Origin of the sequence: Mycobacterium vicinigordonae (assembly GCF_013466425.1) — a bacterium.
Classification (GTDB): domain Bacteria; phylum Actinomycetota; class Actinomycetes; order Mycobacteriales; family Mycobacteriaceae; genus Mycobacterium; species Mycobacterium vicinigordonae.
The window spans coordinates 1,522,460-1,548,393 of the sequence record NZ_CP059165.1 but is presented as its reverse complement, the minus strand read 5'-3'; the positions used below and the strand labels follow the sequence as shown (position 1 = coordinate 1,548,393).

General features: G+C 66.6%; 19 protein-coding genes and 1 tRNA gene. 8 read left to right on the top strand and 12 right to left on the bottom strand.

Annotated elements, in window-relative coordinates:
* Nucleotides 1-35: 35 nt before the first annotated feature.
* Nucleotides 36-1,079 carry a NaeI family type II restriction endonuclease gene (locus H0P51_RS06850; protein WP_180917224.1) on the top strand — a complete coding sequence of 348 codons (1,044 nt, stop codon included), beginning with the start codon at nt 36-38 and terminating at the stop codon, nt 1,077-1,079.
* Here H0P51_RS06850 and H0P51_RS06845 read toward each other — a convergent pair.
* Together H0P51_RS06845 and H0P51_RS06840 are read right to left on the bottom strand one after the other, a co-directional pair.
* Nucleotides 1,076-2,041 (bottom strand): NgoMIV family type II restriction endonuclease, encoded by a 966-nt coding sequence (locus H0P51_RS06845; RefSeq protein WP_246398438.1) that lies wholly within the window; start codon nt 2,039-2,041, stop codon nt 1,076-1,078. The two genes, H0P51_RS06850 and H0P51_RS06845, sit on opposite strands and share 4 nt — an antisense overlap.
* Before the next feature lie 6 nt (nt 2,042-2,047).
* Nucleotides 2,048-3,496: a hypothetical protein gene (locus H0P51_RS06840; protein ID WP_180917223.1), complete on the bottom strand. Its 1,449-nt coding sequence runs from the start codon at nt 3,494-3,496 to the stop codon at nt 2,048-2,050.
* Between the two features lie 24 nt (nt 3,497-3,520).
* Between H0P51_RS06840 and H0P51_RS06835 the strand changes: the two genes are divergently transcribed.
* Together H0P51_RS06835 and H0P51_RS06830 are read left to right on the top strand one after the other, a co-directional pair.
* Nucleotides 3,521-3,790 carry a hypothetical protein gene (locus tag H0P51_RS06835; protein ID WP_180917222.1) on the top strand — a complete coding sequence of 90 codons (270 nt, stop codon included), beginning with the start codon at nt 3,521-3,523 and terminating at the stop codon, nt 3,788-3,790.
* Between the two features lie 65 nt (nt 3,791-3,855).
* The gene (locus H0P51_RS06830) at nt 3,856-4,833 is read left to right on the top strand and encodes an IS481 family transposase (RefSeq protein WP_180917221.1); all 978 of its coding nucleotides are present in this window, start codon (nt 3,856-3,858) and stop codon (nt 4,831-4,833) included.
* Nucleotides 4,834-5,150: 317 nt separating this feature from the next.
* Here H0P51_RS06830 and H0P51_RS06825 read toward each other — a convergent pair.
* The 3 genes from H0P51_RS06825 to H0P51_RS06815 all read right to left on the bottom strand — a co-directional run bounded on the left by H0P51_RS06825 (nt 5,151) and on the right by H0P51_RS06815 (nt 9,633).
* Nucleotides 5,151-5,227: transfer RNA gene (locus H0P51_RS06825), tRNA-Met, on the bottom strand.
* A gap of 342 nt (nt 5,228-5,569) precedes the next feature.
* Complete coding sequence (locus H0P51_RS06820; protein WP_180917220.1) at nt 5,570-8,542, bottom strand: UPF0182 family protein; 2,973 nt, start codon at nt 8,540-8,542, stop codon at nt 5,570-5,572.
* A 68-nt stretch (nt 8,543-8,610) separates the two neighbouring features.
* The gene (locus tag H0P51_RS06815) at nt 8,611-9,633 is read right to left on the bottom strand and encodes a YlbL family protein (RefSeq protein ID WP_180917219.1); all 1,023 of its coding nucleotides are present in this window, start codon (nt 9,631-9,633) and stop codon (nt 8,611-8,613) included.
* Nucleotides 9,634-9,711: 78 nt separating this feature from the next.
* Between H0P51_RS06815 and H0P51_RS06810 the strand changes: the two genes are divergently transcribed.
* Both H0P51_RS06810 and H0P51_RS06805 read left to right on the top strand, forming a co-directional pair.
* Nucleotides 9,712-11,103, top strand: a complete 1,392-nt coding sequence (locus tag H0P51_RS06810) for a zinc-dependent metalloprotease (protein WP_180917218.1) — start codon at nt 9,712-9,714, stop codon at nt 11,101-11,103.
* A 37-nt stretch (nt 11,104-11,140) separates the two neighbouring features.
* Nucleotides 11,141-11,968, top strand: a complete 828-nt coding sequence (locus H0P51_RS06805) for a cyclodehydratase (RefSeq protein WP_180917217.1) — start codon at nt 11,141-11,143, stop codon at nt 11,966-11,968.
* Nucleotides 11,969-11,982: 14 nt separating this feature from the next.
* On the opposite strand, the gene H0P51_RS06800 is transcribed toward H0P51_RS06805, so the two are convergent.
* Nucleotides 11,983-12,156, bottom strand: a complete 174-nt coding sequence (locus H0P51_RS06800) for a hypothetical protein (RefSeq protein WP_180917216.1) — start codon at nt 12,154-12,156, stop codon at nt 11,983-11,985.
* 154 nt (nt 12,157-12,310) lie between these two features.
* Here H0P51_RS06800 and H0P51_RS06795 point away from each other — a divergent pair, with 154 nt between their 5' ends.
* On the top strand, nt 12,311-13,639 hold the full coding sequence (locus tag H0P51_RS06795; RefSeq protein WP_180917215.1) for a macrolide-binding ATPase MABP-1: 1,329 nt from the start codon (nt 12,311-12,313) through the stop codon (nt 13,637-13,639).
* 28 nt (nt 13,640-13,667) lie between these two features.
* On the opposite strand, the gene H0P51_RS06790 is transcribed toward H0P51_RS06795, so the two are convergent.
* Both H0P51_RS06790 and H0P51_RS06780 read right to left on the bottom strand, forming a co-directional pair.
* Complete coding sequence (locus H0P51_RS06790) at nt 13,668-13,931, bottom strand: WhiB family transcriptional regulator (RefSeq protein WP_180918788.1); 264 nt, start codon at nt 13,929-13,931, stop codon at nt 13,668-13,670.
* Between the two features lie 402 nt (nt 13,932-14,333).
* On the bottom strand, nt 14,334-16,436 hold the full coding sequence (locus tag H0P51_RS06780; protein WP_180917214.1) for an ATP-dependent DNA helicase UvrD2: 2,103 nt from the start codon (nt 16,434-16,436) through the stop codon (nt 14,334-14,336).
* A gap of 101 nt (nt 16,437-16,537) precedes the next feature.
* Between H0P51_RS06780 and mrx1 the strand changes: the two genes are divergently transcribed.
* The gene (mrx1, locus tag H0P51_RS06775; protein ID WP_180917213.1) at nt 16,538-16,792 is read left to right on the top strand and encodes a mycoredoxin Mrx1; all 255 of its coding nucleotides are present in this window, start codon (nt 16,538-16,540) and stop codon (nt 16,790-16,792) included.
* Between the two features lie 70 nt (nt 16,793-16,862).
* Entirely contained in the window at nt 16,863-17,501 is a 639-nt protein-coding gene (locus tag H0P51_RS06770; RefSeq protein ID WP_180917212.1) for a sensor domain-containing protein, read from the top strand.
* Between the two features lie 16 nt (nt 17,502-17,517).
* Here H0P51_RS06770 and nudC read toward each other — a convergent pair whose 3' ends face one another.
* Genes nudC through H0P51_RS06750 form a run of 4 tightly spaced genes read right to left on the bottom strand, consistent with a single transcriptional unit; the run spans nt 17,518 to nt 25,932 of the window.
* Nucleotides 17,518-18,447 (bottom strand): NAD(+) diphosphatase, encoded by a 930-nt coding sequence (nudC, locus tag H0P51_RS06765; RefSeq protein ID WP_180917211.1) that lies wholly within the window; start codon nt 18,445-18,447, stop codon nt 17,518-17,520.
* A 2-nt stretch (nt 18,448-18,449) separates the two neighbouring features.
* Nucleotides 18,450-19,520 (bottom strand): potassium channel family protein, encoded by a 1,071-nt coding sequence (locus H0P51_RS06760; RefSeq protein ID WP_180917210.1) that lies wholly within the window; start codon nt 19,518-19,520, stop codon nt 18,450-18,452.
* 56 nt (nt 19,521-19,576) lie between these two features.
* On the bottom strand, nt 19,577-22,897 hold the full coding sequence (locus H0P51_RS06755) for an ATP-dependent helicase (RefSeq protein ID WP_425489023.1): 3,321 nt from the start codon (nt 22,895-22,897) through the stop codon (nt 19,577-19,579).
* Entirely contained in the window at nt 22,864-25,932 is a 3,069-nt protein-coding gene (locus H0P51_RS06750) for an ATP-dependent helicase (RefSeq protein ID WP_180917208.1), read from the bottom strand. The genes H0P51_RS06755 and H0P51_RS06750 overlap by 34 nt, the downstream gene beginning before the upstream one ends.
* Nucleotides 25,933-25,934: the final 2 nt, after the last annotated feature.

Sequence of the window (25,934 nt, the reverse complement as noted above, 5' to 3'; positions counted from 1 at the left end):
ACAGTTTCCGTCCCCTCGCAGCTCCAACCGCACCGATGTCCACAGTCCGATATCGGCCCGCTCCGACGACCCGCGAAGCTCCCGAGGACGTCGGGCACATTGTGGCGTTCTTCGAGGGTGCTCCAGACGGGCGGGAGCGATTCAGATGGACGCTTCGCGACTCACTCGATGAGCTGCTCGACGGACAGCGCACGGGGCGGTGGTGCTACCAGCACCTCCGCAAGACCGAGAAGACCTACCTTGGCACCGCGATCGAGATCAACCTCACGCGCGAATACGAGATAGCTGACGGCCTGGACCTCGACTGGCGTATCGACAACGCGGAAGTCGACTGCAAGTTTTCCCGCGATATGGGCGGATGGGAAATCCCGATGGAGATGTACCGCTGTCCAGATCACGGCACTCAGTCCGCCGACGAGGATCACCCCGCACTGCTCGTCTGGCTGAACGACGACACCAGTGAATGGGCGGCTGGTTTGCTCCGGATCACCGACGCCCGACTGAGATGGCGGCAAGGTGGTCCCGGTTCCAGCGATCAGGTCCGTGCGTACAACCGGGATAACAAGCGTCGTGTCGCCGAACACGCATTCCCCGAAATCTACTGGCTGTGGGGCGGCGTGCAGAACGACCTTCCTCCAAATCTCCTGCGGCATCTGCCAGCGGAAACGCGCGACAAGATCCTCAGACAGGGGTCAAGCGGACAGGGTCGCGTCAACGACCTGTTCCGACACGTTCAAGACCGACTGATCAATCGACAGGTGATCCTCACAGTCGGACAACAAGACGACGCCCCAAAGCGTGCTCGCGACGCACGGATCCACCTGCGATCGGAGGGCATCATCGTGCTCGGCCATGAAGACCCCCACCAGCGAATCGCCACCAGCCTGGGCCTTCCGATGCCGCGGAAAGGATCGTGGATCTCGACCCGCGTCGCACCTGCTAGCGACAACAGCGTGAATAGAGGCTTCTTCCTTGAAGGACGCTGGTGGACGAAAGCCGACCCATCCGACGCGATTCTTCCAAGCCCGCAGTTCCCCAGGCAATGGACCGAACTAGAAACGTCGACGCCGCCGAACTAATCGGGACCCGGCACGCGGCTGACCTCGTAAACCAGCTCATCAAAATCACGTAACCGCCTCTGTCGCATCAAGCGCCCGAAGGTCTCCTTCGGCGACCACCGCGCAGGTTTTGACTCGGCAACGCCATTAATGGCGGCCGAGAGCGCAGGCAAGTCCAGGTGATAAACGTAGTCGATGGCACCGGACCCATCGGCGATGATCCGCAACATTGACGGTCTAGGCTCGATGGTGATGACGCCAAAGTGCGGCATCATTCCCCGCCGTTGAGCAACCAGCTTGCTTCCCTGCGATACGCAGTCTTGTGCACGATCAGTCCGCAATGACCACTTGGACGAAAGCGCGATCGCCAACTCATCCGGCTCTCCGGGATGCGGAATGGCAACGGAGACATCGATCTTCAGAAGTGACTCTTCTGGCATCTGCTCGTTAAGATCATCGATCAGCCTCGCCTGCTCGTCTGTCGCATCCGACAGCTTGCCGAGCGCCTTTTCGATTCGTCTTCTGGATGCTCCCAGTTCCGCAGCAAGGACGCGGGAACTGAGATCGCTAAGTGTTGGTCGAAGATCGCCAAAGCTCCTGCGGAACTGTGGAAAAACATCAAGATGGGCATACTGGCGAAACTCGCTCGCGGCCCGAGAACGCTCGATCCGGAGGTCAGGGCGCAGCTCCCTCAGCGCGTCTACAATCTTCTCTTCCAATGTGTCACCTGAAAGCGGCTGTGCAGCTTTGCCTTTAGGTACGCCAAGCTCCTGGAAGAATGCCGTTCCAAGCTCGATCGAAAGATCGTCACCCGCATCTGAGGTGTTCGGCTTGTCCGTGATGTTGCCATCACGATCAATGCGGTAACCGCACACGTCGAGCGTAAAGGGAGCAGGCACACAGAAACGATGCCGGCAGGCGCTGATTCCTGCAATGAGCGACAACGTCAGCCAGGAGAGATCGCCGTCCTCCGCCCGCTCCAACGTGCCTCACCACCGCATTCCGAAGCCGAGCCGCTGGCGAAACTCCCTGAGGTCGTTGTAGTCGGGCGGCTTGACCTTGGGCTGGCGGATTGGCCGCGCCACCGGGTCAAGCTTGTCGACGTAGTGGTCACACCATTGCAACCATTCCTCGGCGGCGGCGCGCTCGTCCGAGGGCGCCATCTCCGAGACTCGATCGCGCAGTGCGGCGAGGTATGCGCTCAACCGGTTCGCAAGTTCCCAGTCGCCGAGGTCTGCCGTCAACCGCTCCCCCAGCGCGTGCTGAACGTACGCATCTCGGGCGAGCGCGTCCTCGCGTGACTCGCGCTCCTGCTTCTCGATTGCAGCGCGCCGTTCGGCTTCCTTGCCCTCAGTGTCGATGACTGCCCAGCGGTCGAAGGTCATGATCACGTCGGGTAGCCGTGTTGCGAGCGAGATTGTCTTTGTCTCGGTCCACGACAACTTGGACGAGAATCGGCTGTTGGTGTCGACGGCGATACTCAAGCGGTTGGACGGCACATAGTCATAGCGCGTGGGACCCCAGCCGTACTTCTTCTCGCGCTCAATTTCCTCCCGTGTCGGTACGTGATCCACTCGGTCTTTCGGCTGCCAGATGTCGACCGAGCACTCGATGTCACCGACTTTAACGATCAGGTCACCACTGAGCTTGCTGCTGTCTTGTCGATAGCCGTGGCCGTCGCGGGTTGGCACGCGCACTGAGTGTCCGCGGGTCTCCGCCTCTTTCGCGAGCGCGTGGAGCAGACGAAACGCCCTGCCGCGCAGATCCTTTCCGATCGAGTCGAGACGCTTCTCCTCGCGAAGCTTCGCGACGGCCGGATGCCATCGCCCGATGCGCTCGATCGACACGGTCTCCGACGGCGGTGTGGTCTGCCAATCCGACACAGACGACAACCGGAACACAACATGGTGGTAGGTCTTGCCGCGCACCATGAGCACTTCCTGGCCGTCCGGGGCCATGCCGCGCCGGTTGATGATGCCGACCAGGCTGCGATAGCTGGTGTCATCGTCCTTGGTGTTGATCTCCAGGATTCCGCCCGCGTTGACGATGTCTTTGACCAGCTTGCGGGTCGGGGTCAATCCGTCGGCGGGCGGTTGTTGCTTCGGTCGCGGAACTGCACCGGGCGGCGTTGCTGCAACTGGTCTATGGGCAATCGCGGCGGGGCGGGTCGGTGTGTCAAGTTCGACTCGAACCGTGGGCCTTCGCTTGGCCCAATGGCCCTGGGGATAACTGTTATTGGTGAGGTAATGCTCGCCGGCGGGCAAGATCGCCGCGCTCCACCGGCCGCCGCGCTTGGATACCGTTACCAGGCGACGGGAAGCAAGTGCGTTGGCCGTCGTCTTGAAGGTGAAATCAGTCCAGCGGCCGTCTGGGCAGCCGTCGTGTATCCAGCGGAGGACCTCGACCTGGCGTGCATTGAGCGGAGCGTCGAGTGCCATACCGCAGATTGTCGGCGAACCATCATGGAATACGTCGATAAGGCTCTCCCTGATCGTAACAAGCGCATCCGCGCCGCCGAACGATCGGCGAAGCGGCTCATTGAAGAGCGGGACACCTTGCTCCATGCCCACTATGCAGGCGCTGTACCCCTCGACCAGCTCAAGACGGAGCAAGAGCGCATAAGCTCAGCGCTCGCCAATGCGCAGCGCGAACTGAACAACCAGAACGCTGACCGCGACGTACTTCGCAAGGGCCTAGATGTACTCGGCGGACACGTTGGTGACGGTTGTTGATTGTGGGGAGGACCTCCGGGCTTAGTGGAGATGTCTGACGTCTTCACGACCCCACGGAGGTCCTCGTGTCCCACGCTAATGCTCGATTGACCGTTCACGGTCGCGCTTTGTTGGTCGATCGGATCGTTGGCGGTCAACGTCCGGTTGCTCATGTTGCGGCTGAGCTGGGCGTTTCGCGGCAATGCGCGCACCGATGGGTCCGTCGTTTCCGCGAGCTCGGATCGGCGGGTCTAGCAGATCGATCGTCACGGCCGCGACGATGCCCGCGCCGGACCGCGCCGGCTGTCGAAGACGCGGTGATCACACTGCGGCTTCGTGAGCGCCGCGGCCAAGACTGGATCGGGGCCGAGCTTGGAGTGTCGCCACGTACCGTCAGTACGATCCTGCGACGCCACCAGGTGCCGTATCTGCGTGACTGCGATCCGCTCACCGGCACACCGATACGGGCCTCGAAAACTACCGCGGTCCGCTATGAGCGAGCACGCCCTGGTGAGTTAATCCATATGGACGTCAAAAAGATTGGCCGCATCCCGGACGGCGGTGGGTGGAAGGCCAAGGGTCGGGCCGCCGGCGACACTTACGCACACAAGGTCGCCGGAACCGGCTTTGATTACGTGCACTCCGCCGTGGATGACCATTCCCGCCTGGCCTACTCCGAGATCTTGCCCGATGAGAAAGGGCCCACCTGCGCGGCGTTTCTCAGACGGGCTGCTGCCCACTTCGCCGCCTGCGGTGTCACCAGCATCGAGCGGGTCATCACCGACAACCACTTCAGTTACCGGCGATCGGTTGCCGTCGCTGAGGTCATAGCCTCGTTGAACGCCACGCACAAGTTCATCCGTCCCCATTGCCCTTGGCAGAACGGCAAAGTCGAACGCTTCAACCGGACACTGCAAACCGAATGGGCCTACCGACAGGTCTTCACCACCAACGATGCCCGTAGCGCAGCCCTTGCCCCATGGCTCGAGCACTACAACAATCAACGACGCCACTCAGCACTCGGAGGCCAACCCCCGATCAGCCGACTGACAACAACGTCTTAGCCGAGTACCCCTAGACGCGGCACTGAACATCCTGCGTGACTCCGAGCACTTCTATATGAAGAGTCATCCAAGGGAGCGCCGACTGATGGTCCAAGCAGTGTTCGAGCGGCTCTACATCACCGACGATGAGATTGCCGACGTGGAACTCACCGAGCTGTTCGATCGGCTTCTCGATCCGAATCTCAAACAGAGCCTCGACGCCGAGTTGACGGGCGGCACCGTCGCCGCGCAGGAACCGAGAATAACAACACCCAGAATGTCGAAAAGTTCGAACTTGCGCCCTGTTTATCAGGACCCAAGTTCGAACTTTCGAACTTTGGTAGCGGGGACAGGATTCGAACCTGCGACCTCTGGGTTATGAGCCCAGCGAGCTACCGAGCTGCTCCACCCCGCGTCGGTAGACGCAACGTTACCCAACGTGAGGGAGCGTCACCAAATCGCCAGGAAACGCACGGAATGCGGACCGCAAAGCGCCGGTGAAGTTCGGGTTGGTTCTCGAGCAATGCGTGGGCCCTCCTGGGCGTCCTCGGACCGCACCACCTACATGCCCAACTGCACCGACTCATCGCGACGAGCGTCCCCCTAATGCCGCAAATATCGGCCCGTGGCCGTACATGCGGGGACGCTCGCGAAGCAGAGGCGGGCAGGATCAAGAGGGCAGAGCCAAGAGGGCAGAGCCAAGGCACCAAGTCAGGGGCAACAGGAGAGGCAGGAGGCAGCGAACACGCCCGCGCACCTACTTGGTGTTGTTGAACTTGGTAATCGCCTCGTCCAGGCGCTGCAGCGCCGACCCGTACCCCGCGAAGTCACCCTTCTTCTGCGCATCCCGGGCCGCGCCGATCGCAGCCTGAATCTCTTGCAGCGCAGCGGCTTTCGCCGGAGACAGCGCCGCAGACCCATCCGGAGGCGGGGGTACCGCGGCGGTCGGCGGTGGCGGACCCGGACCGGCGGCCGGCGGCGGCGTACTTGCCGGCGCGCCTCCCTCAGTCGGCTGGATACCGGTCGCGGTCGCACCCGCACCCGGCCCGAACAGCCCAGTCAACGCATCGCCTACCGTCGGCCCATAGCCGATCTTGTCGTTGTACATCATCGCCACCCGGATCAGCCGCGGATACGACGACGCCGCGTCACTGGCCCCAGGCGAGGCGTAGACCGGTTCGACATACAGCAAGCCGCCCTGGCCAACCGGCAGTGTGAGCAGATTGCCCCACTTGATGCGGTTCTGGTTGTCCCGCCCGATCACGCCGAGGTCCTGCGACACCGCCGGGTCGGTAGTAATTGCATTGTTGGCCAGCTTGGGCCCGTTGACCTGACCCGGGATGGTCAGCACGGTGATCTTGCCGTAGGTGTCGCGGTCCGAACTGGCGCTGATATAGGCGGCCAGGTAATCGCGCTTGAACCTGTTCATCGCGCTGGTCAACTGGTATGAGGCCGAGTTGTCGTTCTTGGCAATGTTTTTCGCGACGATGTAATACGGCGGCTGGTAGCTGCTGGCTGTCGGGTTGGGGTCCAACGGTACGTCCCAGAAGTCGGACGTGGAGAAGAACGTCACCGGGTCGTTGACGTGGTACTTCGCCAGCAGCATCCGCTGCACCTTGAACAGGTCCTCGGGGTAGCGCAGATGGTCGGCGAGTTCAGGGGTGATGTCGCTCTTGGGTTTGACGGTGCCGGGGAACACCCGCATCCAAGCTTTCAACACCGGGTCGTTCTCGTCCTGCTGATACAGCGTCACGGTGCCGTCGTAGGCGTCGACGGTGGCCTTCACCGAGTTACGGATGTAGGAGACCTTCTTGTCGGGGACCAACCGGTTGAACGCCACCTCGGTGGAGTCCGCGGTCGCCGACGACAGCGACGTCAGCTCGGAGTACGGGTAGTTGTCCAGCGTGGTGTAGCCGTCGATGATCCACACCAGCCGCTTGTTCACGATCGCCGGGTAAACGGAGCTGTCGGTAGTCAGCCATGGCGCCACCGCCTCCACCCGCTGCGCCGGGTCGCGATTGAACAGGATCTTGCTGTTGGATCCGATCACGTTGGAGAACAAGAAGTTTCGCTCGGCGAACTTCGCGGCAAATACGCTGCGCGCTAACCAACTGCCCACCGAAACGCCGCCGCTGCCGGTGTACGTGTAGTTCTTGGTCTCGGTGCTGGTCTCGTAGTCGTATTCGCGGTCGGCGCCCGTCTTGCCGACGATCGCGTAGTCCGCGCTCGCGTTGGCGATCACCGGCCCGAAGTAGATGCGCGGCTGGTCCAGCTGCGCCGGCCCGTCGGACACGATGCTGCCGTTGGCGCCGACGACGTTGGCCAGAAACTGCGGGTAGCCGCCGTTCTGGTTCGGGTCGTTGGCGATGCCGCGCACAGTGTTGGCCGGTGAGGCAATGAACCCGTTGCCGTGGGTGTAGACGGTGTGCCGGTTGATCCAGTCGCGCTGGTTGTCGATCAGCCGTTCCGGGTTGAGTTCGCGGGCGGCCACCACGTAGTCGCGCAGCGCGCCGGTGCGGTCCAGGTACCGGTCGATGGATAGCTGCTCGGGGAAGTAGTAGAAGTTCTTGCCCTGCTGGAACTGGGTGAACGCCGGACTGACGATGGTGGGGTCGAGCAGCCGGATGTTGGAGGTGGTGGCGCGGTCGGCGGCAACCTGCTGTGCGGTCGCCTGGCTGTCGCCAGCGGTGTAGTTGCGGTAGGTCACCACGTCCGGAGTGAGTCCGTAGGCTTGCCTGGTCGCGGCGATGCTACGGCTTATGTACTCGCTTTCCTTCTGTGCCGCATTGGGTTTGACGCTGATCTGCTCGACGATCATCGGCCAGCCGGCCCCCACGATCATCGACGACAACAACAGCAGCACCAGTCCGATGGCCGGAATCCGCAAGTCGCGCAACGTAATCGCAGAGAACACCGCGGCAGCACAGATCAGCGCGATCGCCATCAGGATCAGCTTGGCCGGTAGTACGGCGTTGATGTCGGTGTAACCGGCCCCGGTGAACGGCTTGCCGGCACGGGTATGCGATAGCAGCTCGTAGCGATCCAGCCAGTACGCGACGGCCTTGAGTAACACCAACACACCGACCAAGGTGATCAACTGGATCCGCGCCGAGCGGCTCAGCACCCCGGCCCGCCCGGACAACCGGATGCCGCCAAACAAGTAGTGCGACACCAGATTCGCTAGGAAAGCAAGGAAGACCGCGACGAACAGATAGCTGAGCACCAACCGGTAGAACGGCAGCTCGAACGCGTAGAAGCCGAGGTCTTTACCGAACTGCGGGTCGCGGATCCCGAAATCGCCGCCGTGCAGGAACAGCTGGACGCGCGCCCAGTAGCTCTGCGCGACGACGCCAGCCAGCACCCCGATCGAAGCGGGGATCCCGATACCCACCAATCGCAGCCGGCTCATGACCAGGACGCGGTATCGCGCCACCGGGTCGTTTTCGTTGCTCGGCACGAACACCGGGCGGGTGCGGTAAGCGAGGGCCAGGCCGCCGAAAACGATGCCGCCAACCAGCAACGCGGTCAGCACGAATACCACCAGGCGGGTAACCAGCACGGTGGTGAACACCGAGCGGTAGCCGAGTTCGCCGAACCACAACCAGTCGACGTAAGCGTCGATCAGCCGCGGGCCGGCCAGCAACAGCACGATCACACCCAGGGTGATCAGGATCAGAATCCGGCTACGCCGAGTCAGCTTCGGCATCCTTGCGGTGGGCCGCATTCCCACTGGCTACGCTCCCTGCTCTGTTTCCCCGACGGTCACAACTGTACGCATCACGCGACCCGGGGTCGGAGTCAGCAACTCGGGGTGGCCGCCCCCGAGGTCATCGCGTGCAAAGCGTCCACCGCCGAGCCGAGCGTCTCGACCTTCACCAGCTTCAGCCCGGACGGAACGTCGGAGACCGCTTCGTAGCAGTTTTTCGCCGGCACCAGAAACACGGTCGCCCCGGCGGCGCGGGCCGCGGCCATCTTGTGCGTGATTCCGCCGATCGGCCCGACTTTGCCATCGATGCTGATAGTGCCGGTGCCCGCGACGAACGTGGAGCCAGCCAGATCGCCGGTGGTGAGTTTGTCGACGACAGCCAGACTGAACATCAAACCGGCCGACGGACCGCCGATATTGGCCAGGTTGAACTGCACGGTGAACGGCGCCCACGGCGCGTCCAGCACGGCGACGCCCAAGAACCCGTAGTCGCGATCCTTGTTGCTGCCCAGGGTGATCTCAGCGACGCCGGGCGGCTCGTTCTTGCGGCGGTAATCGATCGTCACCACCTGGCCGGGTTTGGTGTTCTTCAAGATGCCGGTGAACTGTTCGACGTTGGCCACCGGTGTCCGATTGACCGCGTCGATCGCGTCGCCGGGCTTGAGCTTGCCCACCGACGGGCCGCCGTCGCTGACCGTCGCAACCGTCACCGCCTCGGGATATTTCAGGTATCCCAGGGCGGCATACTCGGCGCTGTCCTCGGAGTTCTTGAAGTCGGCGTCGTTGGCCTTGTCGACCTCGTCGCGCGACTTACCCGGTGGGTAAATCAGGTCCCGCGGCACCAGCTGTTCCTGGCCTGAAATCCACAGGCCGATGGCTGCGCCCAAGGTCAGATCGTCACGCTGGGACACCGTCGTCATATTGAGGTGGCCCGTCGTCGGGTGAGTTTGTGTGCCCTCAATGTGGACCACTTGACTGCCGTCGACCTCGCCGAGGGTGTCGAACGTGGGACCCGGCCCCAACGACACAAACGGCACCTTGGCCACCGCCAGCAGAACGCCGAACACCACGATCGGGACGAGCGCGACCACCAAGGTCAAAATCCGCCTGTTCACGCCGAACACACTAACCGGCGGGGGCGGCACACCGTTCAGCTACGAGCGTGACGGTGCAGTGCACTTTCCCGCTGCGCGGTGAGTACCGTTGACGTCATGGCTGACCTGCCCTTCGGCTTCAACGCCGGAGACGACCCCGATCGCGACAAGCGGCGCGAGAACGACCCCGAGTCCGGCGCCAACCCGTTCGGCTTCGGCGGCGAGTTCGACATGGCCAACCTCGGCCAGTTGTTCACCCGCCTGGGCGAGATGTTCGGCGGCGTCGGCAACGCGATGGCGTCGGGTGCCGCCGGTTCGAACGCCGGCCCGGTCAACTACGACCTGGCCCGCCAGGTCGCATCCAGTTCGATCGGCTTCGTCGCACCCATCCCGGCCACCACCAACTCGGCGATCTCCGACGCGGTGCATCTGGCGGAGACTTGGCTGAACGGGGCCACTGCGCTGCCGGCCGGCACCACCAGGGCGACGGGCTGGAGCCCCACCGACTGGGTGGACAACACGATCGGCACCTGGAAGCGGCTGTGCGATCCGATGGCCCAGCAGATCTCCTCGGTGTGGGTGTCCGCGCTGCCCGAGGAAGCCAAGGGCATGGCTGGGCCGCTGATGCAGATGATGTCCCAGATGGGCGGCGTCGCGTTCGGGTCGCAGCTGGGCCAGGCGCTGGGTCGGCTGTCCAAGGAGGTGCTGACCTCGACCGACATCGGTCTACCGCTGGGTCCCAAGGGCGTGGCCGCGATCCTGCCGGAGGCCGTGGAGGCATTTGCGTCCGGGCTCGAACAGCCACGCAGCGAGATCATGACGTTCCTGGCCGCCCGTGAAGCCGCCCACCACCGGCTGTTCAGCCACGTTCCGTGGCTACCCACCCAACTGCTGGGGGCCGTCGAGGCCTACGCAGCGGGAATGCAGATCGACATGACCGGCATCGAAGAGCTGGCCCGGGATTTCAATCCCGCGACGCTGGCCGACCCCGCCGCCATGGAACAACTGCTCAGCCAGGGCGTGTTCGAACCCAAGGCCACCCCGGCGCAAACGCAGGCGTTGGAGCGGCTGGAAACCCTGCTCGCGCTGATCGAAGGTTGGGTACAGACGGTGGTGACCGCCGCCCTGGGTGAGCGGCTGCCGGGCGAAGCGGCACTCAGCGAGACGCTGCGGCGCCGTCGGGCCAGCGGCGGTCCCGCCGAACAAACCTTCGCCACCCTCGTCGGCCTGGAACTGCGGCCCCGCAAGCTGCGCGAAGCTGCGGCACTGTGGACCCGGCTGGAGCAGGCCGTGGGAATGGACGCCCGCGACGCGGTGTGGCAACACCCGGACCTGCTGCCCAGCGCCGAGGACCTGGACGACCCGGCAGCGTTCATCGATGGGGCAATCGGCGGCGACACCAGCGGGATCGACGCCGCGCTCTCGGACCTGGAGGCCGAATTGGGCCGCGAAAACCGCGGCAACGACGACCCCGGCGCTGTGGATAACTGAGGACGCCCTCGCCGCAGTCGTGGCACCGTGGCACGTCATGGCACGGCCCGCTTCCCTGTATTGCCTGGACCCGGCGATGCCGGTGCTGTTACGACCCGACGGTGCGGTGCAGGTCGGCTGGGATCCTCGCCGGGCCGTGCTGATCCGACCTCCGGGCGGGCTGACCACCAGCGGTTTGGCCGCGCTACTGCGGGCGATGCGCTCACCGGTACCACTGACCGAGTTGCATCGGCGGACCAACGGCGAGGACCTGACCGAACTGCTGCAACAGCTGGTCAGCCATGGTGTCGCGACCCGTGAGCCCGGCACCACCACGGGTCGGGCCGCCTCGATCCGGGTGCACGGACGAGGGCCGCTGTCGGATCTGCTGGTGTCGGCGCTGCGCAGTTCGGGCGTGCGGATCGGGCAGAGCAGTCAACCGCACGCCGCGGTGTCCGCCGCCACGGTCGACCTGGTAGTGCTGGCTGACTACCTGGTGGCCGACCCGCGCATCGTGCGCGATCTGCACAGTTCCGGTGTCCCGCATCTGCCGGTCCGGGTGCGTGACGGCACCGGGCTGGTCGGGCCGCTCGTGATACCTGGGGTGACCAGCTGTTTGGCGTGTGCCGACCTGCACCGCCGCGACCGCGACGCGGCATGGCCCGCCATCGCCGCCCAGCTACGCGACACCGTCGGCGTGGCCGACCGCGCGACCCTGCTGGCGACGGCAGCGCTGGCACTGGGCCAGGTCAATCAGGTGATCGCCGCGGTGCGCGGCCGGCAAGCCACTCCCCCGTCGTCGCTCAATGCCACGCTGGAGTTCGACCTGAACTCCAGCGCGATCGTGGCGCGGCAGTGGACGCGGCACCCGTTGTGTGCGTGCTGAATTACCGGAGGGGGTCAGCCCAGCCGGCCCTGCTCGGGAACGCTCGTCGATATCGATGCGTAGGCCCGGCCGAGGGTGTCCAGCACGTGCTCGGTCAGAGTGCGCTCGTTGCGGTGCTTGTCCAGGGTTTCGATGATCGCCCGGAACAGAGCGTCGGCGGCGTCGTGCTGGGTCTGTCGTGCTGCCATGGCGGTTGCGGTCCCCTTCGGCGGGTGTGGTGAGTATGCGTCACTCGATTGCGACCCGAAGAGACTACATATTGCTCGGCAACCGCAGCTGAACCAACGCGAACGATGTGGGATCAATGCGCCCATTGCGCTGGACGTCATGGATGATGGATAGGTGTCAGAAATAAAGCGCGGCCGCGCGGCCCGCAATGCAAAGCTCGCCAGCCTGCCGGTTGGTATGGCCGGTCGGGCTGCTCTCGGCTTCGGCAAGCGACTGACCGGCAAGTCCAGGGACGAAGTCAACACCGAGTTGATGGAGAAGGCGGCCCACCAGCTGTTCACTGTGCTCGGCGAGCTCAAGGGCGGCGCGATGAAGGTCGGCCAGGCGCTGTCGGTAATGGAAGCCGCCATCCCCGAGCAGTTCACCGAGCCGTATCGGGAGGCGCTGACCAAGCTGCAGAAGGACGCGCCGCCTCTGCCCGCCGCCAAGGTGCACCGGGTGCTGGACGCTCAGCTCGGCACCAAGTGGCGGGACCGGTTCAGCGAGTTCAACGACACCCCGGTCGCCTCGGCCAGCATCGGCCAAGTACATAAGGCGGTCTGGTCCGACGGCCGCGAAGTCGCCGTCAAGATCCAGTACCCGGGCGCCGACGAGGCGCTGCGCGCCGACCTGAAGACGATGCAGCGCATGGTTGGTCTGTTCAAGCAGCTCGCGCCGGGCGCCGACGTGCAGGGCGTGGTGGACGAGCTGTTCGAACGCACTGAAATGGAGCTGGACTACCGGCTGGAAGCCAACAACCAGCGCGCATTCGCCAAGGCTTACGAAGGCCACCCGCACTTCTCGGTGCCACACGTGGTCGCCAGCGCACCGAAGGTGGTCATCCAGGAGTGGATCGACGGCACTCACATGGCCGAGATCATCCGCAGTGGCACCAAGGAACAGCGCGACCTGATCGGCGTCCGGCTGCTCGAGCTCACCTTCGACGCGCCGCGCAGGCTGGAGATGCTGCACGGTGACGCCCACCCGGGGAACTTCCTGCTGCTGCCCGACGGGCGGATGGGCGTCATCGACTTCGGTGCCGTGGCGCCCATGCCCGGGGGGTACCCAATCGAGCTCGGGATGACCATTCGGTTAGCCCGCGACAAGAACTACGACCTGCTGCTGCCGACGATGGAGAAGGTCGGGTTCATCCAGCCGGGCCAGCAGGTGTCGGTGCGTGAGATCGACGAGATGCTGCGCCAATACGTCGAACCCATCGAGGTGGAGGAGTTCCACTACACCCGCAAATGGCTGCAGCGAATGACGGTCAGCCAATTCGACCGTTCGGTGGCGCAGATCAAGACGGTTCGGCAGATGGACCTACCCCCCAAGCTGGCCATCCCGATGCGGGTGATCGCATCGGTGGCCGCGATCTTGTGCCAACTGGACGCAACCGTTCCCATCAAGGCCCTCTCGGAGGAGCTGATTCCCGGCTTCGCCGAGCCGGATACTGCCGCCGTCTGACTGTCCCGCGCGACGGCGATGCCGGCATTCAGGCGGCCTGCTTGCGCGGGCGTCCTCGCGGACGCTTGCGGCTGACGATCGAGCCCCGCTCGAAGATCTCACCGCCCCACACCCCCCAGGGTTCTGCCCGATCGAGCGCTGCGGCCAGGCACTGCTGCCGGACCGGACAGTCGGCGCACAGGATCTTGGCGCGTTCCAAGTCGCCCGGGGTTTCGGCGAACCACAGGTCGGGATCGTCGGCGTGGCATGGCAGGACCGGCCGCGTCTGTCTAGGGACTGGCGTGGTCGACATTGCTTGTTCACCTTTTCCTGGTCGGTTGGCTGCTTTCGGTGATCCGGACCAGGTCGGGAAGCTGTCTTCCCAAAAACTATGGCCACGGATCCTGGTGACTTCGGGTCCGTGGCCATTTGGCGTAACTGGGCTGCTCAGCTCGTTGTGCGATAGCCCCGATCCACGGACGCTTCAGTCGCGGCGGCGACACGGCGCTTGGCCGCGGCCGCCGGCGCGGCGGCGGCATGGGCAGTGCCCCAATGGGGGCTGCGGGTAGCCACTGCAGCGCCAGATACGAGGTTGTTGATCATTGTGGCCACCCCCCTTCTCATGTCTCGTCTCATGTCTCGGTGAACCAGCAATTGAGCGTAATGGGTCGTGGCCTGCGCTGCCAACCGATTTTCTGACCTGCGGGTTTGGTTGTCAGCGGGCCTGGCGTACCAACTCGAGCACGTCGGGTCCATATTGGGCGAGCTTGGAGGCGCCGATGCCCGGGATAGCGATCAGCCCCGCTTCGTCGGCTGGAAGCATCTCGGCGATCGCGACCAACGTGTTGTCGCTGAACACGATGTAGGGCGGAACCTTGTGTTCCTTGGCCATCTCGAGTCGCCACGCCTTCAGCTTGAGTAGCAGGTCCTCGTCGACGTCACCCGCGCACGTCGTACACCGCCGCAGCATGATCGCGGCGGGTGTGCTCAACTCTTCGTTGCAGATCCGGCAGCGTAACGGGGTGCGGCTACGCCGCGACTTCGCCGGAGCGGGGTCGGCGCGTGTATCGGGAGCGATGCCGTTGAGGAACCGTGACAGCTTGCGGCTTTGCCGGCCGCCCTGCGTCCGCGCCAGCGCCCAGCTGAGCGCCAGATGCACTCGGGCCCTCGTAATTCCGACGTAGAGCAACCGGCGCTCTTCCTCGACGGGTTCGCTTTCGGGGCCGCGCGCGAGTGCGTGCGAGATGGGCAGGGTGCCGTCGGCCAGGCCCACCAGGAACACCGCATCCCATTCCAGGCCCTTCGCCGCATGCAACGAGGCCAGGGTGACGCCCTGCACCACCGGTGGATGGCGGGCGTCGGCGCGGGTTCGCAACTCGGCTACCAGGCCGGGCAGCTCCAGATCCGGACGCTGGACGAGCTCGTCGTCGACCAACTGGGCCAGCGCTCCCAGCGCCTGCCAGCGCTCGCGGGCGCGGGTGCCGGTCGGCTCGGTCACGGTTAGCCCCAACGGTTCCAGGACGGCGCGCACGACGTCGCGGACCGGGCCTGATTCGGAGCCCCGCTCTGCCGCGCGGTGCAGCGCCAGCAAGGCCTGCTTGATCTCCTGACGGTTGAAAAACCCCTCACCGCCGCGCACCTGGTAGTCGATGCCAGCCTCGGTCAACGCCTCCTCGTAGACCTCTGACTGGGCGTTAACCCGGTACAGAATCGCGATTTCCGAAGGCGCAGTACCGGATTCGATGAGCCGCGCAATCGACGAGGCGACCGCCGCGGCCTCGGTGGCCTCGTCAGGATGCTCCCGGAAGCTGGGGACCGGGCCGGGTGGGCGCTGGCCGGTGAGCTGCAGCTTGCTGCCTGCCACCCGACCCCGAGCGGTCGCGATCACCTGGTTAGCTAGCGACACGACCTGCGGCGTGGACCGGTAGTCACGTTCCAGACGGACCACGGTGGCGTCCGGGTAGCGCCGCGAGAAGTCGAGCAAAAAGCGTGGCGAAGCGCCGGTGAACGAGTAAATGGTCTGGTTGGCGTCACCGACCACGGTGAGGTCGTCGCGGTCGCCCAACCAGGCCGTCAGCACCCGCTGCTGCAGCGGGGTGACGTCCTGGTACTCGTCGACTACGAAACACCGGTACCGGTCGCGGAACTCGCCGGCCACTGCAGCGTCATTCTCAATGGCAGCCGCAGTGTGCAGCAACAGGTCGTCGAAATCGAGCAGCGTGACGTCTTCGTCGCGCACCTTGAGCGCTTCGTAGGCGGCGTAGACGGCCGCGGTTTGCTCGGCGTCCAGCGGGGTGTCGCGGCCCGCGGCGGCCACCGCGCCGGCGTAGTCCTCCGGGGTGATGAGCGACGCCTTAGCCCACTCGATCTCGCCGGCCAGGTCGCGGACGTCGTCGGTGCTGACGTTGAGGCGGGACCGGCTGGCCGCCCGGGCGACGACGGCGAACTTGGTGTCCAGCAGTTCCCACCGCGTGTTGCCGACCACCCGCGGCCAGAAGTAGCGCAGCTGACGATGGGCTGCGGCGTGAAAGGTCAGTGCCTGCACCGAGCCCACTCCGGCCCCGATCCGCGCGCTGGCATCCAACGATCGCAGCCGCGAGCGCATCTCCCCCGCCGCGCGCTGAGTGAACGTCACCGCCAGCACCTGCCCGGCGGCGACGTGACCGTTGGCGACGAGCTGTGCGATGCGATGGGTGATGGTGCGGGTCTTGCCGGTGCCCGCGCCCGCGAGCACGCACACCGGTCCGCGCGCAGCCTCAACGGCTTCGCGTTGCTCGTCGTCCAGGTCTGCGATCAGAGAGTCGGCCACTACCGGCATGGCGTCCATCTTGTCAGTGCCCGCCGACAAACCTGGCGTGTCGCGGCCTTCGGCGGGGCCCGCGGCCGGAATGGCCCGCGGTGCGGATACGTTTACCAGTCATGACCAACGCCGCGCTCACCGTTTACTCGACCACATGGTGTGGCTATTGCTTTCGGCTGAAGACAGCGCTGAAGGCACAGGGAATTCCCTACGACGAGATCGACATCGAGCGCGACCCCGCGGCCGCGGAGTTCGTCGGGTCGGTCAACGGCGGCAACCACGTCGTCCCCACTGTGAAGTTCGCCGACGGATCGACGCTGACCAACCCGAGTGCCGGCGAGGTCAAGGCGAAGCTGGCGCAGGTCGCGGGCTGAGTCACAGCTGCCGACACGGCGCCGCAAGTGCTGCGAACTGCCGGGTCTGATCGCCCCTACGATAAGGGCCATGGCATCGGCGCTGGCCCGACGAGCGGTCTTCGCCGTGTGGTGCGCACTGGCTGCGCTCTGTGGATGCTCGCACCACGACACCAACGCCGCGCCGGCCCCCGCCGCCAGCCGGGTCGACGCACTGATCGTCAGCGTCGAGGATGTGCGGCGCATCGCCAACTACGAGGAACTGACCCCACATGTGCACGCGGACCTTCGCCATCCACCGGCTGGCGACGTGAACGCGCCCGGCCCCTGCCGGGCGGCGGGGACCAGCGACCTAACTTTTGCTTCCGGCTGGACCGAATTTCGCAGCGCGGGTTACAGCGGCGTGACCGACGACACGCTGCCCGGGGGGATCGCGCTGGTCGACTCGGTCAGTCAGGCGGTCGCGATCTACCCGGATGCCGCGGGGGCGCGCAGCGCCCTCGGCCAATTGGAGTCGTCGCTGAACGCCTGTGTGGCCCTGCACGATCCGAAATACACCTTCCAGGTGGACCGGCCCGATTCCACCTCCCTGCGCATCACCGACAGTGGCTGGAGTCACCAATATCGCGTCAAGAACGCGGTGCTGATGTCCGTCGGTGTGCTGGGCATCGAACCGGCCGACCGGATCGCCGCGACGATCCTGGACAACATCACCGATCGCATCAAGTAGCAGAGACGCCGCGTTGTCAGTCGAGCGCGGCCCAGGACTCGATGATCACCCGAGCAATCGAAATCGACCCGGGCAGAAGTAGTTTCGAGTCCGACCCGGTTGTCCAGTCACCGGCGTCGAGGGCGGCGCGCACTTCGTCGCGGGTGAACCAGGCCGCCTCGGCGATCTCGCCGTCGTTGAACGCGAAGGGTTCGTCAGGGTCGCCGACAGCGTGGAACCCGACCATCAGCGACCGTGGGAACGGCCACGGCTGGCTGCCCAGGTAGCGCACGCCGCGCACCGTCAGCCCGATCTCCTCGCGGATCTCGCGCGCCACACAGCCTTCGAACGACTCGCCGGCCTCTACGAAACCGGCCAGCAACGAGAACATCCGCTGCGGCCACGCCGCCTGCCGGGCCAGCACGACACGGTCGCCACCGTCATGCACCAGGCAAATCACCGCGGGGTCGACGCGCGGGAACTCCTCGTGCCCGGTAAGCGGGTTGACCCGTGACCAGCCGGCCCTGGCGGGCTTGGTGGGCGTCCCGTCGACCGGGCTGAACCTGGCGCTGTCATGCCAGTTCAGCAATGCCAGCGCCACGGACACCAACTGGCTGCTGGTGTCGTCGATGATGCGGCCGAGTCGGCGCAGGTCGAGCACTTCAACGGAGTCGGGTTCGGCCACATCATCCGGCGTCACCAGGGCCCCACGAACCGCCCAAACGTGGCGACCGTCCTCGAGGCGGCCCAAGAAGACCGCCTCGGGCGGCGGTTTGTCGCCCAGCGCGGCGGCCGGGCCGAGGATGACCCGGCCGTCGGCGGCCAGCACCTGATTGCGGTTGTCGACGCGCAGCAGCGCCGCCTGCGCCCATCCGGCCGCGGCCGCTTCGACATCGGTGCGCAGCTGATCGGCGCGGTCGGCGCCGACCCGCGAGAGCAGCGGGATATTGCGCAGTTGGAAGTCCACAGCTAGTGCCCGGCGTTGCGGATGTAGAGCAGCCGGTCGTCGGTCTCGATCGCGTCCACCTCGGGGGAGTCGATGCGCAGTAGCTGCCCGCCGCGTACCACCCCGAGCACGATGTCTCGCAGGTGCCGCGGCGAGCCGCCGACCTCGGACCGTTCCACCTCGCGTTCGGCGATGGCCAGGCCTTCGTCGGGGGTCAGCAGATCCTCGATCATCGCCACCACGCTGGGTGTGGTGGTAGCCAGCCCCAGCAGGCGGCCGGCGGTTTCGGAGGAGACCACTACCGAGTCGGCTCCGGATTGCTGCAGCAGATGCTGATTCTCAGCTTCCCGGATTGACGCCACGATCTTGGCCTTGGGCGACAGCTCGCGCGCGGTCAACGTCACCAGCACCGCGGTGTCGTCACGGTTGGTGGCCACCACGATCGAGGCCGCGTGCTGCGCGCCGGCCAACCGCAGCACGTCGGATTTGGTGGCGTCGCCGTGCACGGTGACCAGACCCGCCGACGCGGCGCGGTCCAGCACGGCCCGATCGGTGTCGACGACCACGATCTCGCCGGGAGCCGTCTCGTCCCCCAGCATCGCGGCGATCGCCGTTTTACCCTTGGTCCCGTACCCGATGACGATGGTGTGGTTGCGCACCCTGCTCCTCCAACGCTGGATTTTCAGTGCCTGCCGAGACGTTTCCGTGACGACCTCAAGCGTCGTTCCGACCAGCAGGATCAGGAACGCGATGCGAAGCGGAGTAATGATCAGGACGTTCGCCGCGCGGGCAAATTCCGAGATCGGCGTGATGTCGCCGTACCCGGTCGTCGACAACGTCACCGCCGAGTAGTAGAGGCAGTCCAGGAAGGACAGCCGGTCGCCCTGCGTGTCGTGGTACCCGTCGCGATCGAGGTAGACGGTGATGGCACCGAGGAATAACGCCGCCAACGCGATGAGCACCCGGCGGGAGACGATCCGGGCGGGGCTGGCCTGGCCCTGCGGGATACGCAGCACGCCGACCAGGGCGTAACTCGGTTGGACGGTCAGCCTCTCGTCGAGACGCCGCAGTCGCCGCCAACTACCTTGCGCCACGGCAAGCCGTCTTGATCCCGACGCTGGTCACTCGCACGCCAATCATGTAACCACGATCAGCCTCCCGGAGCGCGGTTGGCGTCGGCAAGCAGGACGGCCAGCTCGTCGGCGTCGGGTAGCTCTGTTGGGGCTACGGTCGTCCCGCTCCGCACGTAGTGAAAGGCGGTGCGCACCGAAGACTCCGGGCAGCCATGCAGCGCTGCCCAGGCCAGCCGATAGACGGCCAACTGCACCGCAGCCTGCCGCATGGCTTCGGGTCCGCGGGGCGGCTCACCGGTCTTCCAATCCACCACAGTCGTACCGCCGTCGTCGTCGGCGAACACCGCGTCGATACGCCCCCGGACCACGGTGTCGTTGATCGGCATCTCGAAGGGAACCTCGACCGCGATCGGGGTACGGGCCGCCCACGCTGATTCGGTGAATGCCGCCTGCAATGCGGTCAGCTCCGCGGGATCACTCACGTCCGAATCGGCGGAGCCGGGCAGATCGCCCAGGTCAAACAGCAGCTCCGCACCGTAGAATTTCTGAACCCAGGAGTGAAATGCATTGCCCAGCAGGGCATGTGGATCAGGGCGGGTGGGCAGCCGATGAATCAGCCGTTGCACGGCATTATCGGGATCGCGGGCCAACTCGACCAGACCGCTGACCGACAACTGGCTTGGAAGCGCCCGCTGCGGCACCGCGGCTGCGCGGGCGCGTTCGGCCAGCAGCGCATCGACGTCGGCAATCCACCCTTCTGGGTCGGCGACACCGTGGGCCGCGGAGCCGGACTCGGCGGCGGTATCACTCTCGGTCATGGCGGCCATCGCCTGCGACACCAACAAGGCCCCCCGCTCGACGTCAGTACGCCTCAGACCCAGCGGTTCGGCGGGCCATACAGCTTCGATAATGTTGTTCTGCAACGGGTTTCGCTCGCCGTCAACCGGCTCCGGCGCCCAGTGCTCGATGATTCCGCAGCTTTCGCCGGCTTGTTCCGAGCGTTCGATGACTTCCTTGATCTCGCAGAGAAACTCCGAGGGACCGCGCGGCTTGATGCCCGCGGATCCCCAATGATGACCGGACACCAGCAGGGTGTCTTCGGCGCGGGTGACACCGACATACAGCAGCCGGCGTTCCTCGTCGACACGTCGCCGGTCCAGCTGAGCACGATGTTCGGAGATCTTGTCCGACAGCTGTTTTCGGTTCGTCACCGCCGAGGTGTCCAGCACCGGGATACCGAGCCCACCGACGCCGGCGCGGTCGCCCCGCAGCAGCGGTGGTAAATCGCCGGGGTCGGTGAGCCAGCTGCTGCGCGACGCGGTCGACGGGAAGATGCCACCCGACAGGTGGGCCACCGCCACCACCTGCCATTCCAATCCCTTGGCGGCGTGCACGGTGAGAACCTGGACTCGGTCCTTGGCGACGGCCGGTTGTGCATAGGCCAACCCGTTCTCCACCTGAGCGGCCGCGTCCAGGTAGGCCAGCAGGCCGGCTACCGAGGCTTTCGTGGACGTCCCGGACAGGCTGGCTCGCTCGGCGTAGCCGACCACCTCGTCGGCGAAGGCGTCCAGATGTTCGGTGCCCGACCACTCGGCGACCGCGGTCGCCCGGACCTCGCAATCCAAGCCCAGCGTCCGGCGCACCTCGGCGACCAGGTCGGGCAGCGGGTAGCCGAGGTGGCCGCGCAGCGCGGTCAGCTCGGTGGCGAGCGTGCTGATGCGCTGGTGTCCCGTTGACGAGTAGGCGGCCGGCGGGCCGGGGTCGCAGATGGCTTCGGCCAGGCAGGCGGTGTCGGCATCAGATCCCGCCCGTCGTGCGATCGACTCGGCCGAGGCAGATTCCGTTGCACCCCCGGCCAATTCCCGCGCACGTCGCCACAGCGCGGCGAGGTCGGCGCCACCGAGCCGCCAGCGCGGACCGGACAGTATCCGCATGGCCGCCGACCCGGCCGTGGGGTCGGCGACCACCCGCAGCATGGCCACCAGGTCAGCGACCTCGGGGATGGACAGCAGGCCGGCCAGGCCGACCACTTCGACCGGGATTCCGCGGGCCCGCAGCACATCCGCGATCGGTGCTGCGTCGGCGTTGCGGCGCACCAACACCGCGGTGGTGGGCGGGGCGACGCCATTGTCGCGAGCCAGCCGATACCGTTGTTCGATGTGGTCGGCGATCCAGCCGCGTTCGGCCCGAACGTCGGAGAGCAACGCGCACCGCACCACCCCGGCCGTGGCGTCCGAGCGGGCGCGCAGCGGCCGGACCGCCACCGAGCGCCGCCGGGCCTCGGCCGAGATAGCGTTGGCCAAATGCAGCGTGGTCGGCGGGTTGCGCCAGCTAGTGCGCAATTCCAGGGTCGGCGCTGGGGAGCCATCAGACAGCGGGAAGTCGGTGGTGAACCGCGGCAGGTTGGTCGCCGATGCGCCGCGCCAACCGTAAATGGACTGGGTTGGGTCGCCGACCGCGGTCAGCGCCAACCCGTCGTCGGCGCCGCCGCCGAACAGTGCGGACAGCGCCACTCGTTGGGAATGCCCGGTGTCCTGGTACTCGTCGAGCAGCACCACCCGGTAGCGGGTCCGCAGCTCGCGGCCGACCTGCGGGAACTCTGCCGCCAGCCGCGCCGCCGAGGCCATCTGCATGCCGAAGTCCATCACCTTGGCGGCGTGCAGACGCTCTTGCAGGGCGTCGAGCAGCGGCACCAGTTCGGCGCGCACGGTTTGACTGCTGAGCATCCGCAGCAGCGCCTGGTTGGGGCCGGTGTCCCGCTGGCGCGGTCCCGCCGGCAGGGTGTGAACCAGTCGTTCCAGTTCGACATGGGTGTCCCGCAGCTGTCCGGTGTCGACGAGGTGTTCGGCGAGCTGGCCCCACAACCGCAACAGTGTGGAGGTGACGGCGGCCGGCGTCTTTGTGGTCCGCAGTTCGCCGCGGTAGCCGGTGACGACATCGAATGTCAGCTGCCACAGCTCTGTCTCGGTGAGCAGTCTGGTGTCGGGTTCCATCGGCAGCAGTAGGCCGTAGTCGCGCAGCAGCGACCCGGCAAACGCGTGGTAGGTGCTGACGGCCGGTGTGCCCGCGGCCTCGACGCCCTCGATGGCCAGCGCGGCCAACCGGGCCACGCGGGCCCGGACACGCCGCAGCAGCTGCCCGGCGGCCTTGCGGGTGAAGGTCAATCCGAGGACCTGGTCGGCGGTTGCGTAGCCGTTGGCGATCAGCCACACCACGCGAGCCGCCATGGTCTCGGTTTTGCCGGCCCCGGCGCCGGCGATCACGACGAGGGGACCCGGCGGCGCCGCAATCACCGCGGACTGCTCGTCGGTGGGCGGGAAAATGCCCAGGGCGTCGGCCAATTCGGCGGGGGTGTAGCGGGGGCTCACTGCGCCGGCCCGTCGGCATGGGCCGGGCAAAACGGCCGGATCGGGCAGTGTGAGCACCCGTCGTTGCGCCGGGCGACGAATTGCGGGCCCGCCGTCGCGTCGGCGGCCTGGCGTACCAGGGTGGTCCAACGGTCGCGGGCCTGCGCGGTCAGCGGGTCCTGCTCACGTTGGGAGGCCCCGGCCGCACCGGTCTTGCCGGGGTAGACCAGACGGGCGCCGCCGGGCTCGTCGCCTTCGGGCAGCAGGCCTTCGGCGATGGCCAGCTGGTACATCGCCAGCTGTGCGTGCTGCTGGGCGTCGTCCTTGCTGACCGGCGTCTTGCCGGTCTTGACGTCGACGATCACCAGCCGGCCGGCGGCGTCGCGCTCAAGCCGGTCGATGCGGCCACGCAACCGAATCTGTCCCCCGTCGCTGCGCGGAGTGTCGAGCACGCCGTCGACGTCGACCTCGACACCGACCTCGGCGAACTCGCCGCGCGTCTGCGCCCGCCACTCGACGAACGCCTCAATCATGGCGCGATGGCGCGCGAGCTCGTTAGCCGAATGCCAACCGGCGTCGAACGGCAGGTGAGTCCACACCCGGTCGAGTTCGGCGAGCAATTGCGCTTCGGTGCGGCCCGGCTCGGCGATCAGCGCGTGCAGCACCGAGCCGACTGTCGACCGCAGCTCTCGCGGGTTGCTGCCGCCGTGCCGTTCGGCCAGCCAGCGCAGCGGGCAGTCGGACAGCGTCTGCAGGGTCGAGGGCGTCAACGTGACGACGTCGCCAGCACCGCACAGCGGCGCATCGGTGCTGAGGGGGATCAGCCCGTGCCATCGCGCCGGATCCGCACCCGGCACACCGGCTTGGGCCAGACGGGCCAATTGGGTTGCTGCACAGGCACGGACGGCCTCATCGACCATCCCCTCGGGGGCGCACACCACAGCCCGCAGCCGACCCACCACCGCCGCGGTCGACAATACTCGAGGCATTGAAATAGGCTGCGTCACAATAGATTCAGTCTCACCCGCAAGCTCGTAAAAGAACGGCGACGGCAGCGCGGCGTCCTGACCCCCGCCGGCGTCCCCGTCGACCGCTGTCACCCACAACCGGCGGCGGGCCCGGCCCATGGCGGCGACCAGCAGCCGTCGCTCCTCGGCCAATAGTGGTGCACGGGCCGACGCCTGCTGGGTGATCCCGTCGGCTTCGTCGAGCAGCCGTTGGGTGCCCAGGATGCCACCGCGCGGAACGGTGTTGGGCCACAACCCATCCTGCAATCCGGCAATCACCACCAGATCCCATTCGCGGCCCAGCGCAGCGTGTGCGCTGAGCACCTCGACGTGCTCGCCCTCAGTGGCGGGTGCACGGGTGGACGCGGGTAGCCGCAGGGCCACTACATGGTCGACGAGTCCGCGCAGTGACGCTCCAGAAGTGCGTGACACATAGTCGTCGGCGGTGTCGAACAGCGCGGTCACCAATTCGAGATTTCGCGTGGCCTGTGCCCCGGCCGTGCCGCCGCGCTCGATGGCGGCCAGCCAGCGGCGCTGCAGACCGGACCGATGCCAGGCCTCCCACAGTGTGTAGCGCGGATCCTGACCATCACGATCGCACCGCCCGGCGGCGGCCAGCACCGCCCGCACCCGTCGCAGCGCGCCGGATTGTGGCCCGGACAACGGCCCGTCGCCGAGCAGCGTCGGAACCAGCTCGGCCTCAGCGCGGCGCAGCGACCTGCGCAACTGCCGTAACGATACCGGGTCGACGCGGCCGATTGCGCCGGTGAGCAGCGTCAGCGCCCGATCCTCGTCGAGCCCCTCGGCCGTCGCGGCCAAGACGGTGAGCAGCGCATCAACGGCGGGCTCCTCGGACAGCGATGCGCCGTTCGCCGGCGTCGCCACCGGAATTCCCGCGGCGGCCAGCGCCCGCGGCAACCGCGCGCCGGCCCGTGGGACGGACCTGACGATCACCGCCATCTGCGACCACGGAACACCGTCGACGAGGTGCGCGCGCCGCAGCGTGTCCGCGACCAGTGCGGCCTCCGCATGCGCCGTGGCCGCCAACCGCGCCGACACCGAACCCGGTTCATCGCCACTGCCTTCGATTCGCCGACCTGCACTGCTGCCGGGCAGCGCGGTGGCGATGTCACTGATGACGCGCGCCACCGCAGGAGCGCAGCGATGCGAGACCGTCAGGGTCACCGACGGGCCGTCCTGGCCGAGCAGCCCGGCTGGCTCGCCGCCCCGAAACCCGAACACCGCCTGGTTCGGGTCGCCGGCGATCAGCGTAGTGTCGGGACCGGCCGCCAACACCCGGACCAGTTGCGCCGCTTGCGGATCGAGCTGCTGTGCATCGTCCACCAGCAACACCCGGACCCGGGCGCGCTCGGCGGCCAACAGCTCCGGATCGATCGCAAATGCCTCCAGCGCCGCGCCGACGAGCTCGGCGGCGGCCAGCGCCGGTGCCGTCGCCTGAGGTGCCGCCGTGCCAACCGCCGCGCGCAGCAGCATCACCTGCTCGTACTGTCGGGCAAAGCGACCAGCCGCGACCCATTCTGGACGCCCGCAGCGACGGCCAAGCCGCTCTAGGTCCAGCGGATCTACACCACGTTCGGCGCAGCGCGCCAGCAGGTTTCGCAGCTCGTTGGCGAACCCGGCCGTGGTCAGCGCCGGCAGCATGTGGTCGGGCCACCCGCTGCCGTCTTCGAGGTCACCGGCCAGCAGTTCCCGCACGATGGCGTCCTGCTCCGCGCCGGTGAGCAGCCGCGGCGGCGGGTCCCCCGCGCGCTCAGCGGCCCGCCGCAGCACGGCGTAGGCGTAGCTGTGCACCGTGCGGACCAACGGCTCGCGTACAGCCGCAACCCGGCCCCGGCCCAGTAACGCCATCGTCAGAGCGCTGCGCTCCCGCATTCCGATCCGGCCCGAACCAGTAAGCAGCAGAACCGATTCGGGATCTACCCCGGCAGCGATCTGAGCCGCCGCGGCCGCGGCCAGCAGCGTGCTCTTGCCGGTGCCCGGGCCGCCTAGCACCCGCACCACCCCGCGCAACCCGGGCTGCAGTACCTCCCGCGCCTCGGCACCCCACGCGTATGACATAC